General features: G+C 45.2%; 14 protein-coding genes. 6 read left to right on the top strand and 8 right to left on the bottom strand.

Translation table 11 applies throughout. The annotated features are described in order from the left end of the window. Nucleotides 1-111: 111 nt before the first annotated feature. From ACO06Y_RS21730 to ACO06Y_RS21705, 6 genes are all read right to left on the bottom strand, one after another. Nucleotides 112-1,005: an SMP-30/gluconolactonase/LRE family protein gene (locus ACO06Y_RS21730; RefSeq protein ID WP_422081157.1), complete on the bottom strand. Its 894-nt coding sequence runs from the start codon at nucleotides 1,003-1,005 to the stop codon at nucleotides 112-114. 115 nt (nucleotides 1,006-1,120) lie between these two features. Beyond that, nucleotides 1,121-2,770: an N-acyl-D-amino-acid deacylase family protein gene (locus ACO06Y_RS21725; protein ID WP_422081156.1), complete on the bottom strand. Its 1,650-nt coding sequence runs from the start codon at nucleotides 2,768-2,770 to the stop codon at nucleotides 1,121-1,123. A 111-nt stretch (nucleotides 2,771-2,881) separates the two neighbouring features. Next, complete coding sequence (locus tag ACO06Y_RS21720; RefSeq protein WP_422081155.1) at nucleotides 2,882-3,715, bottom strand: sugar phosphate isomerase/epimerase family protein; 834 nt, start codon at nucleotides 3,713-3,715, stop codon at nucleotides 2,882-2,884. A 57-nt stretch (nucleotides 3,716-3,772) separates the two neighbouring features. Beyond that, on the bottom strand, nucleotides 3,773-5,047 hold the full coding sequence (locus tag ACO06Y_RS21715) for a TRAP transporter large permease (protein WP_422081154.1): 1,275 nt from the start codon (nucleotides 5,045-5,047) through the stop codon (nucleotides 3,773-3,775). A 1-nt stretch (nucleotide 5,048) separates the two neighbouring features. Further along, nucleotides 5,049-5,519, bottom strand: coding sequence for a TRAP transporter small permease (locus tag ACO06Y_RS21710; protein WP_422081153.1), 471 nt, complete (start codon nucleotides 5,517-5,519; stop codon nucleotides 5,049-5,051). Continuing rightward, nucleotides 5,516-6,448, bottom strand: a complete 933-nt coding sequence (locus tag ACO06Y_RS21705; protein ID WP_422081152.1) for a TRAP transporter substrate-binding protein — start codon at nucleotides 6,446-6,448, stop codon at nucleotides 5,516-5,518. Before ACO06Y_RS21705 ends, ACO06Y_RS21710 begins: the two co-directional genes overlap by 4 nt. A 176-nt stretch (nucleotides 6,449-6,624) precedes the next feature. On the opposite strand from ACO06Y_RS21705, the gene mazG reads away from it, so the two are divergent. From mazG to ACO06Y_RS21675, 6 genes are all read left to right on the top strand, one after another. After that, entirely contained in the window at nucleotides 6,625-7,398 is a 774-nt protein-coding gene (gene mazG / locus ACO06Y_RS21700; RefSeq protein ID WP_422081151.1) for a nucleoside triphosphate pyrophosphohydrolase, read from the top strand. A 55-nt stretch (nucleotides 7,399-7,453) separates the two neighbouring features. Next, nucleotides 7,454-9,025, top strand: a complete 1,572-nt coding sequence (locus ACO06Y_RS21695; protein WP_422081150.1) for a sulfatase — start codon at nucleotides 7,454-7,456, stop codon at nucleotides 9,023-9,025. 105 nt (nucleotides 9,026-9,130) lie between these two features. Then, complete coding sequence (locus tag ACO06Y_RS21690) at nucleotides 9,131-10,495, top strand: MATE family efflux transporter (protein ID WP_422081149.1); 1,365 nt, start codon at nucleotides 9,131-9,133, stop codon at nucleotides 10,493-10,495. Between the two features lie 64 nt (nucleotides 10,496-10,559). Beyond that, nucleotides 10,560-10,787, top strand: a complete 228-nt coding sequence (locus tag ACO06Y_RS21685; protein ID WP_422081148.1) for a hypothetical protein — start codon at nucleotides 10,560-10,562, stop codon at nucleotides 10,785-10,787. 5 nt (nucleotides 10,788-10,792) lie between these two features. Continuing rightward, the gene (locus ACO06Y_RS21680) at nucleotides 10,793-11,362 is read left to right on the top strand and encodes a phosphatase PAP2 family protein (RefSeq protein WP_422081147.1); all 570 of its coding nucleotides are present in this window, start codon (nucleotides 10,793-10,795) and stop codon (nucleotides 11,360-11,362) included. After that, nucleotides 11,359-13,017 (top strand): ArnT family glycosyltransferase, encoded by a 1,659-nt coding sequence (locus ACO06Y_RS21675; protein ID WP_422081146.1) that lies wholly within the window; start codon nucleotides 11,359-11,361, stop codon nucleotides 13,015-13,017. The genes ACO06Y_RS21680 and ACO06Y_RS21675 overlap by 4 nt, the downstream gene beginning before the upstream one ends. Nucleotides 13,018-13,060: 43 nt before the next feature. Here ACO06Y_RS21675 and ACO06Y_RS21670 read toward each other — a convergent pair whose 3' ends face one another. Continuing rightward, nucleotides 13,061-13,933 carry a lysylphosphatidylglycerol synthase transmembrane domain-containing protein gene (locus tag ACO06Y_RS21670; RefSeq protein WP_422081145.1) on the bottom strand — a complete coding sequence of 291 codons (873 nt, stop codon included), beginning with the start codon at nucleotides 13,931-13,933 and terminating at the stop codon, nucleotides 13,061-13,063. Continuing rightward, entirely contained in the window at nucleotides 13,917-14,876 is a 960-nt protein-coding gene (locus ACO06Y_RS21665) for a glycosyltransferase family 2 protein (protein WP_422081144.1), read from the bottom strand. Before ACO06Y_RS21665 ends, ACO06Y_RS21670 begins: the two co-directional genes overlap by 17 nt. Nucleotides 14,877-14,884: the final 8 nt, after the last annotated feature.

Genomic DNA, 14,884 nt, shown 5'->3' with positions numbered 1-14,884 from the left:
GTAAAATACAGCTTTATACGCCCATATAGGTATAAAACCGATAATACATACAATATATAGCTATCCAATGGGATCATCAAAAACAAATACCTTTCTTTCCAAGACGTGTTCCTACCGTACCCCGTGGACCTTCATCGCCAAGGTATAGACAGAGTCCATGGCCGTAATAAACAAAATATCCTGTTGGGGTCCGCCAAAGGTGACATTGGCCGTCCATTTTTCGGGTACAGGAATATGGTGGATTTGCTTTCCAGTTTTGTCAAAAACAGTTACCCCGTCCCCGGTGAGGTATACGTTGCCCTGGTTATCCACCGTCATCCCATCGGAACCCAATTCGGCAAAGAGTTTTTTATTGCTTAGGCTGCCATCGGCGTCCATCGTATAGGAATAGGTTTTTTTGTCCCCAATATCCGCGACATAGAGCGTTTTCCCATCTGCCGTACCTATAATGCCATTGGGCTGTACATAGTCTTCGGCCACGACTCGCACCTCCCCCATATCCGGGGTGAGGTAATATACCCGTTTGGCGGCCTGTTCCGGTTCTTCGTGTTCCCACCAAGGTCTTTTGTAAAAGGGATCGGTAAAATAGATACCCCCATTGGGGTCTACCCAAAGGTCGTTGGGCCCGTTTAATTTTTTGTCATCAAAATCCTCTACCAAAACGGTAACATTTTTTTCGGTATCAATGCGCCACAGTTGCGTCTTCTCATCGGCACAAGACAGCAGATTGCCGTCATGGTCAAAATAAAGTCCATTAGAGCGGCCTGAAGGCTGCAAATAGGTCTCCACGGTATTGCTGGCGGCATCCCATTTGAGGATACGGTCGTTGGGTTGGTCCGTAAAATAAACATCGCCGTTCGGGGCAAGGGCCGGGCCTTCGGTAAAGTCGTAATCTTCCGCCACTAGGGTCAATTCCGCACCGTCTGCGATTAAGGGGTTCCCTTGGGCCTTGCCGTAGGTGCTTAATAGAAGAATAATGATAATGGTGAGGTAGTATTTTTTCATTGGATTTGATTTTGATAGGGTAATGTACGAATAGAAATTTGATTTTTTGAACCCTCCGTCTTTCGACAGGGTAGAAAGCTACCTCCCCTTGACTAAGGAGAGGACCGAGGCTTACTTATTTACCGGTCCATCCGGGGCCGCGGACCACCCGTCCCGGAAAGGCTCCCGTATGTTCCCCGTCCTGCAACACCTGGGTGCCGTTTACGAATACGTACTGTACGCCCGTAGCATATTGATGGGGTTGGGCAAAAGTGGCGTTGTCCGTTATGGTCTCGGGATTGAACAGCACCACATCGGCGTAAAATCCGGTTTGTAGTGCACCACGCTTTTTGATCTTTAAATTGGTCGCTGGGAGTGTGGTCAGCTTATAAATGGCCTCTTCCAATGGAATTACCTTTTCCTCCCGAACATAATGCCCCAATAAACGGGCAAAGGAACCATAGGCCCTGGGATGGGTACTTTGTTCTAAAAACACGCCCTCATTGGTATAGGAACCGGCATCCGAACAAATGCTCATATAGGGCAAGGCCAGCTTCTCCTTGATATTGTCCTCGGACATGGAAAAATAGACCACTTGAATTCGGCTATCGTCTTCGTAAATCAAATCTACCAAGGTCTCGTTGGGCGATTTTTGTCGCTCTTCGGCTACCTCTGCCAAGGTCTTGCCGATAAGGTTCCGGAGGGCTTTGTTGCGAAACCCGACCAATAGAATCTTGTCCGGCGGTACATGAAAATCGATTTCCGCCATCATCTTTTTGCGCTGTTCGGGCTGTGCTATCAATTTCATGGTAGCGGCATGGCCACCTTCCTTGGCCCATTCAGGGAGTACCACGTTGAGTCCTGTGGAACTGGCATTGTACATGTACATATCCGTGGTAATGGGTAGGCCTTCGGCACGGGCATCCTCCACCAATTGTATGGCACTGTCCAACAAATGCCAATTGGCATTGCCCGAGGCCTTAAAATGATAGATTTCAGCCGAAATTTGCGCCTCCCGGGAAACGGTGATCAACTCCCGTACGGCGTTCAAGAGATCACCCTCCTCGCTGCGGACATGGGAGATGTACATACCATCGTGTTGGGCAACTTCTTGGGCCAATTCAATAATTTCCGGGGTCTGGGCATGGCCGCTGGGTACATAGATCAAGGCGGTGGATAACCCAACGGCCCCCTCTTCCATAGCCTGATTGGCCAGATATTTCATGGTATCCATTTCGGATGCGGTGGGCACTCGATTTTCATAGCCCATTACATATTGGCGCAGGGTACCGTTGCCTACAAAGGAAGCGATGTTGGTGGATACCCCTTTCTTCTCCAAAAACTCTAGATATTCGCCTAAAGTGGTCCAGGGAATATCGTAGGTAATATCCTGTTGGCCCGCTTTCATCTCTTGCTTCATGGTATCGTTCAGGGGCCCCATGGAATGTCCTTCGCCCAATATCTCTAAAGTAACCCCTTGCCGGATATCCCCTTGTGAACGTCCGTCCTCGATCAAGGAGACATTGGCCCAACTGAGCATATTGATAAAACCCGGGGCAACCGCCAATCCCGTAGCATCGATTTCCAAAGTTCCTTTTGCATTTTCGAGCTGACCTATGGCGACCAGGGTATCGGCATTGATGGCAATATCCCCGGTAAAGGATTTTTCGCCGGAACCATCGTAAATCTGTCCATTTTTAATAAGGACATCATAGGTTTTGGGCGATGAACAGGCCATGAATAGCAGGCTTATCCAAATGAAATGGGGGAAGCGGGAATGTTTCATATTGTGTATTTCAAGATTGGTAAAAGGTGTATTGGAAAATGCTTAATCCACCCCTCTGTTCCGCAAAGCGGAGCACCTCGCCTCAGATAAGGGGAGGATCTAATAGTATGTTTATAAATTGTTTAGATAGTCCATATTGTGTTGCATACTTTCCAAAGGGGTACTGGCATATTCCTCCTGTTCAATAAAAATATGTTTTGCGCCGGATGCTTTTTGGTGTGCCATCATAGTAGGGATGTCCAATCCGCCTTTGCCGAATTCGGTACTTTCCTTTTTTCGCATATTCATATCCTTTAAATGCCATAGGGGGAAACGGCCCGGATATCTCTTAAAATAGTCCAAGGGGTCTTTACCGGCTACGATTACCCAACCCAGATCCAATTCCATATATACCAGATCAGGTTCGGTATGGTCCATAAGAACGTCATACAGTACCTGCCCCTTGTCCGACTCAAATTCATACTCGTGGTTGTGATACCCGAATTTCAAACCCATTTTTTTGCAGGCCTCCCCGGCCTTATTAAAATCGTCGGCCACCTTCTTATAGTTGCTTACTGTCTGTCCCTTGGAGGGGAGGGAGGAACAGATGAGATATTCCTGCTCGGCTTCCACGGCCTCTTCCATGGTTTTCTGAAAAGCATCGTCCAAATGCACATGGCCACTCACCAATTGCATCCCAAGAGCTTTACAAGTGGATTGCATTTCTTCGGGCGATAGCCCATAATAGTGTCCTTTTCGGCTTCGGGCCGATTCAATTTCCGTAATCCCTAAGGAAGCGATCTTTTGCAAGGTACCTTTGGCATCCTTGGCCATTTCGTCACGAAAGGAGTACAATTGTACCCCAAATTTTTGCGTTCCAGGCCATGCCCATGAAAATGAGGGTAGGAGTAAGGTGCCTACTGCCAATCCACCCGTTTGTCGTAAAAAAGTTCTTCGTGTCCGCATGCTTCGGTTTTTAGAATTTGTGTTAACCCTAGGTTTCTTAAAAGTAGCGTAAAATTCTCAGTCCATAAAGAGATCCGGAAGGAAGAGTGATAGCTGTGGAAACAAGGTAACCAAGATTAGTACCAGGATGCTTATGGTGAGGAAGGGAAGCCCCGCCATACTCACCTTGCCGATGGATACCTTACCAATGCTGGAAGACACAAAGAGACAGATTCCCAAAGGAGGGGTGGTAAGCCCGATCATCAGGTTCAGTAGTGCAATGACCGCAAAATGAATGGGATCTACATCCACGGCCAGGGCCACTTTCAACAAAATGGGAAAGAGGACCAATAAAGCGGCAATGGTCTCCATAAAAGTGCCGACCAAGATCAATAGGATATTAATCAACAAAAGCACCACATATTTGTTCTCCGAAAAGGCCAGTATTTCACTGGAAATCAATTGGGGCAATTGTTCGGTGATCAAGATCCACCCAAAAAGATTGGCGAAGCCCACCAGTACCATCAAGGAGGCCGAGGTCTTCATGGAATCCAACACGATGACCAGAATATTCTTAAAATTCAGTTTACGATAGACGAACATCCCGACCATTAAAGCATATAAAACAGCAATGATCGATGCTTCCGTAGGGGTAAATACCCCACCAATAATGCCAAATAGGATGATAAAGGTCATCAGGAGCGACCAAAAGGTGTCCAGAAACCCTTTGGCTATCTGCCCAATGTTGCTTCTGGGATGTTTGGGGTATTTCTTTTTTACCGCAATGTAGTAGGCTATGCCCATGAGTCCGAAACCCAGAAGGAATCCGGGAATTGCCCCGGCCAGGAACAGTCGGCCAACGGACAAGCCACTTAAGGTGGCGGCGATGATCATGGGGACACTGGGCGGGATGATAGGTCCCACGGTAGAGGACGCCGCGGTAATGGCACAGGAGAAACTGGCATCATAGCCTTCCTTCTTCATGGCCGGTATCATTACGGCCCCAATACTTGCGGTATCGGATACGGCAGTACCGGAAATTCCGGCAAAAAGCATGGAGGCGCCAATATTGGCCAGGGCCAAACCTCCCCGGATATGGCCCATAAGATGGTTGCAAAACGAAATGATCTTTGCGGTAAGGCCGCCGTGGTTCATCAGATTGCCCGCTAGGATAAATCCGGGAATACTGAGCAGTACAAATACATCGATGCCGGAATACATTTTCATCGGGACCACGATCAGGGGAATTCCCTCAAGAAGCAAATAGAAAAGGCAGGAAAGTCCCAACGCAAAGGCAATGGGTACGCGAAACAACAAGCAAACGACAAAGACCAACAACAATACCCAGATCATATCAATGTTTCTGTTTTTTTAAAGTTTTCAGGAAGTCCAAAAGCGCAAAAAAGCTTACGGAAAGTCCCATAAGGATCATACTGGCAAAGGCAATGGACATGGGAACCTCAAGACTGGGGGAACGCTCCGGAAGCCCTTGTAGGACAAATTGGATGCCGTATAGCATCAACACCATAAACAATACTATGGTCAATAGGGATATAAAATGAGTGACCCATCGCTGTAATTTTTTGCCCAACCGATTGAAGAAAACATCAAAATGGACATAAAAGCCATCTTTCATGGCGAGGCCTGAGGCGAAGGCCATGGCATAGATAAAAAAGAAACGTGCGGATTCCTCGGTCCATGAGGGGGCACTTTCCATATAGAATCGAGCATAGATTTGTATGACAGTAGAGACAATGAGTCCCAAGGAACTGATCAAGGTCCCATATTTTAGGAAAGTGGCCACATATTTTCTTAAAATCCTCATTTTCGTAACGCTACAATTTCTTGGTGCACTTTCTGCATCTCCGGTGATAGGCTTTCAAATAGGGCCTTTTGGGACTTCTTTGCGAAACTTTCCTTGTCAACTTCCACTAATTGCATCCCCTGGGCCTTCAGCTCGTCCTGTACTTCCTTTTCGTTTTCCAAAAACAATTGACGCTCAAATTCCTGCATATCGCGGGCAGCTTCCAAGAAAACTTTTTTGAGATCCTCCGGGAAGGCCTGAAATTGTTTCTCTCCGATTACGGGATAGGTCCAACTGACCACATGGGCGGTAAGGTTAACATATTCTTGAACCTCGGCAAAACCGGCCGCCTTGATCATGGCAAAGGGATTTTCTTGGGCCTCTATAGTACCTTGTTGTAAAGAAGTAAACACCTCGGAAAAGGACATCGGTGTGGGTTTGGCCCCCAAAGCCTGCCAAGCCGTAACAAAGGAGGGCACATTGGGAACCCTAATGATAAGGCCCTTTAAATCGTCCGGATGTTGAATCGGACGGTTGGAAGTGAGGTGCCGAGGTCCGCGCTGAAAATAACCCAAGGCCCTAAAACCGGTTTTTTCGCGCATCTCTCGCTCCATCCGCTTGCCTATGGGCCCATGGATCAACTGATCCATATGCGCTTCATCCCGAAGAAGGAAGGGCATCTCACAAAAGGCCATGATCTCGATCCAATTGTTCAGGGTAGACCCGGTTACCGTCATATCGATTACTCCGGCCTGGATCATCCGTAGGGCCTCTATTTCCTTGGCCAATTGCTCGGAATGGTAGTTTTGAAGTATAATCCGTCCGTTGGACCGTTCTTCCAGAATCTCCGCAAAATATTCAAAGGCCTTGTACCAAGTATGGTTTTCATTGGTCAGGTGACTGGCCCTAAGAAGGAATTCGGGTTCCTCTTCCGATTTGCACTGAACCAAGAAAAGGCAGATTAAGACGGTGGAGATACTTAAGAATAGTCTTTTATTGAGGGCCATTTTGGTTTGGAATACGTACTTGCCTAGGTAGTTTCGTTGTTTCTTGGTTTCCTAAAATACTCCAAATTTTCCACACTTAGAAAGTTGGGGTCTTTGTACTTTTGCCAAAATTGGTTTTTATGAATTCCAGAAAGGCACAATTACAAGCGTTTGATCGTTTACTGACCATAATGGACGAGCTCCGTGCCCAATGTCCATGGGACAAGAAACAGACTATGCAAACCCTTAGGTACCTTACCATAGAGGAGACCTATGAATTGGGGGATGCCATTCTAGAAAATGACCTGGAGGAGGTAAAGAAGGAGTTGGGGGATTTGCTCCTACACATTATTTTTTATGCCAAAATCGGCTCGGAGACCCAGGATTTTGATATGGCCGATGTATGCAACGATATCTGTGAAAAGTTGATTAATAGGCACCCCCATATTTATGGCGATGTAAACGTGGAGAATGAGGAGCAGGTAAAACAGAACTGGGAGGCCATAAAATTGAAGGAAGGTAAAAAGAGTGTTTTGGAAGGTGTCCCCAACAGTTTACCTGCCTTGGTAAAGGCAAATCGTGTTCAGGACAAGGTCGCCGGGCTGGGTTTTGATTGGGAAAAGCCGGAACAGGTCTTCCTAAAGGTGCAGGAAGAGTTGGAAGAATTACAGGACGAGGTTTCAAAATCGAATCCGGATCGTATTGAATCGGAATTTGGGGACGTACTTTTTTCGATGATCAATTATGCCCGATTTCTAAAAGTGAATCCTGAAAATGCCTTGGAGCGCACCAATAAAAAGTTCATAAAGCGCTTTCAATATTTGGAGCAAAAGGCAGATGAAAACGGAAAATCCCTAAAAGATATGACCTTGGCCGAAATGGATGTGTTTTGGGAAGAGGCCAAAAAAATCTAGTATCTTGCTTTCCCATCCTATAGCATTGTAAACGCAACTTAAAACCAAAAAGAAAATGTCCAGACCTGTACACTATTTCTTTGCCATCGTATCCTGTATCTGTTTCTTGAGCTGTGAATCAAAAAAAGAGGTGCCGGAACCTGAACGACCCAATATCCTTTTTATACTTTCCGATGATCATACCTCACAGGCATGGGGCATTTACGGCGGCATTTTGGCCGATTATGTACAGAACGATAACATAAAGCGTATGGCCCGGAACGGGGCGGTGCTCAATAATGCCTTTTGCACCAATTCCATTTGCACCCCCAGTAGGGGCAGTATCCTTACCGGTCAATATAGTCATATCAATCAGGTATATACCCTCAATGAACCGCTTCCAAAAGGCCATCCCAATATCGCCAAGACCCTTGGGAAAGCTGGGTATCAAACCGCGGTGATAGGCAAATGGCACTTGGTGGAACAACCGGAGGGGTTTGATTATTTCAATGTACTTCCGGGTCAGGGATCCTATTGGGACCCGATACTCAAAGAAAAGGAAGGATGGAAGGATGGGCACGATGGTTCCGGAGGTACTACCTATCCTGGTTTTTCCACGGATGTCATTGCTGATCTAACCATAGAACATTTGGAAAAGCGGGACAGCCTAAAACCATTTCTGATGTTCTGTAATTTTAAGGCCACGCATGAGCCTTTTCACTACCCTGAAAGGTTTGCCTCGCTGTACACGGATATTGAAATCCCCGAACCGGAATCGTTATTGGATTTTGGTAGGGAAACCACGGGAAGAACCTTTGGGGGCCAGATTTTGGAGCGTTTGGGTGCTCGATGGCAAGAAGCGACCAAAAATCCGGATAAATTTTGGACATCCTATCCCGGATTGCCTTATCCTTTGGATGGACTGGACAGTATCCAAAAGCGGAAAAAGATATACCAAAAATTTGTCAAGGATTTTATGCGTTGTGGGGCCGCCATTGATGATAACATTGGAAAATTACTTGATTATCTGGAAGAGGAAGGTATTGCCGATAATACCATAGTGATCTATACCGCGGATCAGGGCTATTTTTTGGGAGAACATGGATTTTTTGACAAACGGTTAATTTATGAGGAATCCCTTAGAATGCCCTTTGTAATACAGTATCCCAAAAAAATACAGGGAGGCCAGCGTATCGATGATATTATCCTGAATATCGATTTTGCCGCTTTATTGGCGGATTATGCGGGTATTGATACCCCCGACTATATGCAAGGGAAAAGTTTTAGGGGGATATTGGAGGGAAATCCTCCTGAGGATTGGCGGAAACAGATGTATTATAGATATTGGTTACATCATCCCTATAGGCCTGCACACTTTGGTATCCGTGATGATCGCTACAAACTGGCCTTTTTTTACGGGCAGGATTTGGGGATGAAAGGAACCTCCAAAGAGATCACGGAACCGCAATGGGAATTTTATGATTTGCAGGAAGACCCCAAGGAACTTCACAATGCCATTAATGAAGCGAGGTACACGGACATTGTTGAAAAAATGAAGGATGCCCTTTTAGAGGAACGAAAGAAGTACAAAGATCTGGACGAGGATTACCCCATTATGCAGGAGATATTGGCAAAGACCTATCAATAGGGCGGTATACCCTCGGGTGTCCACAACTGTTAAAAAACTTTTTCACTGTGGTGTCCCACGGTGAAATCAACTTCCTATCTTTGTCGGTTCTAATCGTCCAGTCCTTTGTTCCAACAATACACTAAGGAATTCCGCTATAATTTTAAGCTGGCCTACCCAGTTGTTTTGGGTATGTTGGGCCATACCTTTGTGGCTTTTGCAGATAATGTTATGGTGGGGCAACTCGGAACGGCGGAGTTGGCCGCAGTTTCCCTGGGTAACAGTTTTATTTTTATCGCCATGTCCCTGGGCATTGGTTTTTCCACGGCGATTACCCCCTTGGTCGCCGAAGCGGATGGAGCTAAAAACAAGGCCGATGGTAAAAGTGCCTTGAAACACGGTTTGGTTTTGTGTACGCTCTTGGGCCTATCGCTTTTTTTCATCATTTTGCTGTGCAAGCCCTTGATGTATTCTATGGATCAGCCTCCGGAGGTAGTGGAATTGGCGATTCCTTATTTGAACCTTGTGGCATTTTCATTGGTGCCCTTGATCATGTTCCAGGCCTTTAAACAATTTTCGGAAGGACTATCCCAGACCAAATACCCCATGTATGCCACTATTCTTGCCAATGTGGTGAATATTGTATTGAATTATCTATTGATTTTCGGCTCCTTCGGGTTTCCTAAAATGGGTATCGTAGGCGCGGCCATTGGTACTTTGGCCTCCCGATTTATTATGGTGTCCTTTATCTGGTACCTGTTACGGAGCAAAAAGAAATTTCGCGATTACGTTACAGGATTCAATTTTAAGCGGATTGAAAACAAGGTCATGCGGAAAATCATCAATTTAGGATTTCCATCCGCCTTACAGATGTTCTTTGAGGTGGCAATTTTTACCGCGGCCATTTGGCTCAGTGGGGTCTTGGGGAAGAATGCCCAGGCCGCCAACCAGATAGCCTTGAATTTGAGCAGCATGACCTTTATGTTCGGGATGGGCCTTGGGGTGGCCGCCATGATCCGTGTCGGGAACCAAAAGGGGCTAAGGAATTTTACGGAATTGCGAAGATTGGCCGAATCCATTTTTTTGCTTACGCTTTTATTGGAGTTCCTATTCGCGACATTGTTTCTGCTGGGTAGGCATTGGTTCCCGACCTTGTATCTGGATGTGGACGACATGATGAATATGGCAGATAACACAGAGGTGATCGCATTGGCGGCACAGTTACTTTTGGTAGCGGCATTTTTTCAGATTTCCGATGGGATACAGGTAGTCGTACTCGGTGCCCTGCGTGGATTGCAGGACGTTAAAATCCCGACTTTTATTACCTTTATCGCCTATTGGTTGATTGGTTTCCCCATTTCCTATTACTTGGGATTACATACGGATTTAAAAAGCTCGGGTATTTGGATCGGGTTGTTGACAGGTCTTACCGCGTCGGCTATTATGTTGTATATTCGATTTAATTATTTGACCAAAAAACTAATCGGTTAATCTGTTTTCTTGGTTATCCCGAGGGTCTTTTAAAGGCCTATTTTTTAATGTTCAGCAAAAACAAATGGAACTACCAAAATTTCTATTGGGGGATAACACGGATCACCCCTCGGCCATATTTATAATACATACGGAATATCCGAGATTTATACTCAATCTCGAAAATGATGAAGTGGAATGGTTGGAGGACTTTTCCAAGGAAGATGAAAAGGAATTGGAATCCGAAGCGGAAAACCTGATTCGTGAGGCGACCGATTTCTATGACCGTGAAGTATCCCGATACGAAGAATAACCATTATGCTGGAACAATTGGTAGCCTATGATAAGGAATTATTCCTCTTCCTAAACAATTTGGGAAACGACACCTGGGACGGGTTTTGGATGTTCGTTACCAATAAACTCAGCTGGATTCCACTCTATGTGGCCCTACTTTTCCTATCCTATAGGCAATTTGGAATGAAGAAAACGGTGTTGCTACTTGTCAGTGTAGCGATTCTTATTTTGGTCACCGATCAGTTGGCCAATTTTTTTAAATATGGGGTACAACGCTTGCGTCCATGTCACGATGAGGAGGTAAATACTATGATACGATTGGTAAAGGAGTACTGCGGCGGGAAATTTGGTTATTTTTCCGCCCATGCCGCAAACCATATGGCAGTAGCTTTTTTCTTTACCAGTTTGATAGGTAAAAATCGTTGGTATATAGGGGTTTTCCTCATTTTTTGGGCGTTTTTGGTGGCTTATAGCCGCATCTACATCGGGGTACATTTTCCATTGGATGTACTTACAGGCCTAGGAATTGGCCTGATTCTAAGCTGGTTATTTGTAAAGTTATATATATTTGCACTTTACAGATTTCCTCTATGATATCCAATCTTAGGTATTGGTTTTTACTGTCCTTGATAATTCTGGTTTATATCGCCGGAATGTTCGTAACGCTTTTCGAAAATGACTCCGCCCAATTTGCGGTTATGGCCATGCGGATGGTGCAGGAAAACGATTTTTTATCCCTTTTTAAGGGCCCGGAGGAATATTTGGACAAACCCCATATGCATTTTTGGTTGGCCGCGCTTTCCTTCAAGATTTTTGGATTACATGACTGGGCCTATCGCATTCCCGCTATTATAGTGACCTTCTTGGGGGCATACAGCTGCTACGGCCTGGGAAGATTGCTCTACAATGTCCATGTCGGTAAATTGGCCACGTTGGTCTTTATGACCTCGCAGACCATCGTTCTTTCTGTAATCGATGTCCGTACCGATGCCGTACTCACCGGATTTACCATTTTCGCCATTTGGCAATTGGCTGCTTACATACAAAAAGGCACCCTGGGACACATGATTTTGGGAGCCATCGGGGCGGGAATTGCCTTTTCCACAAAGGGGCAGATCGCACTTTTGGTCATTGGATTGCCCTTGTTGTGCCACTTGGCCTATACCCGAAAATGGAAGGCTTTGTTCCATTGGAAGGTTTTGGCGGGACTCCTTTTTTTCGGAATTGCGGTTACCCCTATGTTGTATGCGTACTACCATCAATTTGATTTGCATCCGGAGAAGGTTATTCGGGGCAAGGCCGAACGTAGTGGTATCTTTTTTATTTTTTGGGAACAGAGTTTTGAACGGCTGAGCGGCGAGGGGGTAGGTAAGAACAGTAGTGATTATTTCTTCTTCTTCCATACTTTCCTATGGGTGTTCCTGCCCTGGACCGTTATGGGACTTACCGCCTATTGGTGTAGGGTAAAGACTTTTTTTAAGCTCGGGTTCAAGTATAATCCCAAGTATGAGTTTTTAACCTTGGGGGGCATCTCCCTTGTTTTTTTGATCATTAGTTTTGCCCAATTCAAACTGCCCCATTATCTGAACATCATTATCCCCCTTTTTTCGGTTTTAACTGCCTCCTACCTCTATAGTCTATACCAATATACCAAGCGGAAGCCATTGAAGATTTTGCTTGGGATACAATATTTTTTGATCAGTGTGGTGTTTATAGCTTCTACCCTTATTCGCTATTTCGTGTTCAAGGCGGAGAATCCTTTTGATCATATTTGGACCATACTGCTTGGAGGCCTTATTATTTACTATGTCCTTAAAAGAGAAGAGTATTATTATCGATTGATAACCATTTCTATCTTTAGTGCCATTCTTTTGAATATAACGCTAAACACGCATTTTTACCCGTCCTTGTTGGAATATCAGGCGGGGTCTTCCATGGCCAAAAGGGTTGAGGAAAACGAGGTGCCCAAGGAAAAGATCTATAAGCTTTCTCCAAGCCATACTTGGGCCTTGGATTTTTATAATCAGGAGCCCGTTAAAATAACTTCGTTCAACGAATTGCGAAAAAAGAAGGATTACTGGTTATATGTGAATGACGCGGAGATTCAGGAATTGCGAAGGCTGGGCTTTGACTGGGATAGGCAATTCACCGAAAAGCAATTCAGGATTACGAGGCTTCAGGCGAAGTTCCTCAACCCCAACACCCGTAAAAAGGTATTGAATAAAATGCACCTGATCCATGTGTATTAAATGGTTTGCCTAGGCCGGCCGCAAATGAATCCGAAAACATCATTTAATCCACGGGCGTCTTCAATTGTGGTCGCTTAAAATGATAGACAATCCCAAAGAGGGATACCAGGGCCGTTATTAAAAAGAACACCATACTAATGCTTACCGAAATGTTTTCATCCAAGGACAACACCGTAGCCCCATAAAAAAAAGTCACTTCCCTACTACCGATTCCCCCTATGGTCAAGGGGAGAACGGCGACTATTGAGGAAATCAGAAAAATGAATAGATAAGGCACCGTTCCTGTGGTAAGATATAGGGCCTTTAGGATAAAATAAACACTTATCAATTGGGCCGACTGTACCAAGGCAGAAAGACCGAAAGACTTCCAAAAAATGGGCAATACATAACTAAAAAGACGCTTGTTCACCCACCAGAACACGAAAATACTTCCAAGGATTGCCAAGAGAAATACCCATTTGATGTTTACAAAAGCCTGGGCATTTAACAACAGGGCCAGGATACACGCATATACAAATAGTAGTAAAAGCCCACTGAGTCTGTCCAACACCAGGATCGAGACGACCCGTTTTGTACCGACATCAAAATTCTTTTTTATAAGATAGCCTTTGTAGGCGTCCCCACCGATACCTCCCGGAAGAAAGAGGTTGTAGAACATGCCTAAAAGATACAGCTCTAAATTGCTTTTTTGCGACAGTGGGATATTGATTTGATGAAAATAGAGATTTAATCGCAGGGCTGCCAATACTTTGGAAAGTACGAAAAGGACAAGTGCTGGAAAGAGATAAAAGAGTTTTGTCCTTTTCAGGATATCCAAGACCTCCTGTAGGTCTATTTTGGTGATGACAAAATAAATAAGCGCGAAGCTGATTACGATTTTCAGCGCCGTTATGAGCTTTTTACGATGTTGGGCCACCTACGGATACTTTTTTGATTCGGTAGGGTCTCTTTTGCTGTGACTCGTAGTAGGTACGTATCAAAAGCTCCATAACAATACCAATAGTAAATAGCTGGATACCGGCCAAGATGAACATCATCCCGAACATTAATAATGGTCGTGTGCCAATATCCTCACCTAGGCCGAGCTTTATGATCAATAAGTAAATATTGATGAAAATCCCCAAAATGATCAGTAGCACCCCGAATATCCCAAAAAGATGAATGGGACGCTGAAAGTACTTTCGAATAAACAATAACAACATCATGTCCGCCACCACCTTAAAAACCCGTTCCAGTCCATATTTGGATACGCCGGCATGCCGGGCATGATGCTTTACAGGTACCTGCTTGATCTGTGCTCCCTCCAAATGGGCCAGCAAGGTAATGAACCGATGCATTTCCCCATAAAGGTTGAGTTCCTTTGCAATATCCTTGGTAAACACCTTTAAGGCGCATCCGTTATCCTTGATGTCCAATTTGGTCACCCGACGGACCAAAAAATTGGCAATCTTGGAGGGAATCTTTTTTACCAGGGAATCCTTTCGTTTTTGCCGTATGCCCGTTACAACGTCATACCCTTCATTCACCGCAAAATGTAGCATCTGGGGAATATCGCTGGGATCATTCTGCAGATCGCCGTCCATAGTGATAATATAGTCCCCTTCCGCATAATCCAGACCCGCCGCCAAGGCCAGACTCTGACCATAGTTTTTTTTGAGCTCTACTAGATGTACCTTTTCATCCTGTAAATTTTGAATCGCCTTTCGGGTAGTATCCTTGGAAAAATCGTCTACGTAAATGATTTGATAATTATACCCGACCAAACTCTCATGGATTTTCTGGGTAAGGAGGGCCACGTTATCCTCTTCGTTATAAAGTGGTACGACTACGGAGAGGAGTAGGGGCGTTATCGGCTGCATGTATTCGG

Origin of the sequence: Ulvibacterium sp. (assembly GCF_965228935.1) — a bacterium.
Taxonomy (GTDB): domain Bacteria; phylum Bacteroidota; class Bacteroidia; order Flavobacteriales; family Flavobacteriaceae; genus Ulvibacterium.
This window is presented reverse-complemented; position numbering and strand designations above follow the sequence as displayed.

Coding starts and splice junctions, on each gene's coding strand:
- ACO06Y_RS21730 (WP_422081157.1), bottom strand. CDS start 1,005: ATGAAAAAATACTACCTCACCATTATCATTATTCTTCTATTAAGCACC.
- ACO06Y_RS21725 (WP_422081156.1), bottom strand. CDS start 2,770: ATGAAACATTCCCGCTTCCCCCATTTCATTTGGATAAGCCTGCTATTC.
- ACO06Y_RS21720 (WP_422081155.1), bottom strand. CDS start 3,715: ATGCGGACACGAAGAACTTTTTTACGACAAACGGGTGGATTGGCAGTA.
- ACO06Y_RS21715 (WP_422081154.1), bottom strand. CDS start 5,047: ATGATCTGGGTATTGTTGTTGGTCTTTGTCGTTTGCTTGTTGTTTCGC.
- ACO06Y_RS21710 (WP_422081153.1), bottom strand. CDS start 5,519: ATGAGGATTTTAAGAAAATATGTGGCCACTTTCCTAAAATATGGGACC.
- mazG (WP_422081151.1), top strand. CDS start 6,625: ATGAATTCCAGAAAGGCACAATTACAAGCGTTTGATCGTTTACTGACC.
- ACO06Y_RS21695 (WP_422081150.1), top strand. CDS start 7,454: ATGTCCAGACCTGTACACTATTTCTTTGCCATCGTATCCTGTATCTGT.
- ACO06Y_RS21685 (WP_422081148.1), top strand. CDS start 10,560: ATGGAACTACCAAAATTTCTATTGGGGGATAACACGGATCACCCCTCG.
- ACO06Y_RS21680 (WP_422081147.1), top strand. CDS start 10,793: ATGCTGGAACAATTGGTAGCCTATGATAAGGAATTATTCCTCTTCCTA.
- ACO06Y_RS21675 (WP_422081146.1), top strand. CDS start 11,359: ATGATATCCAATCTTAGGTATTGGTTTTTACTGTCCTTGATAATTCTG.
- ACO06Y_RS21665 (WP_422081144.1), bottom strand. CDS start 14,876: ATGCAGCCGATAACGCCCCTACTCCTCTCCGTAGTCGTACCACTTTAT.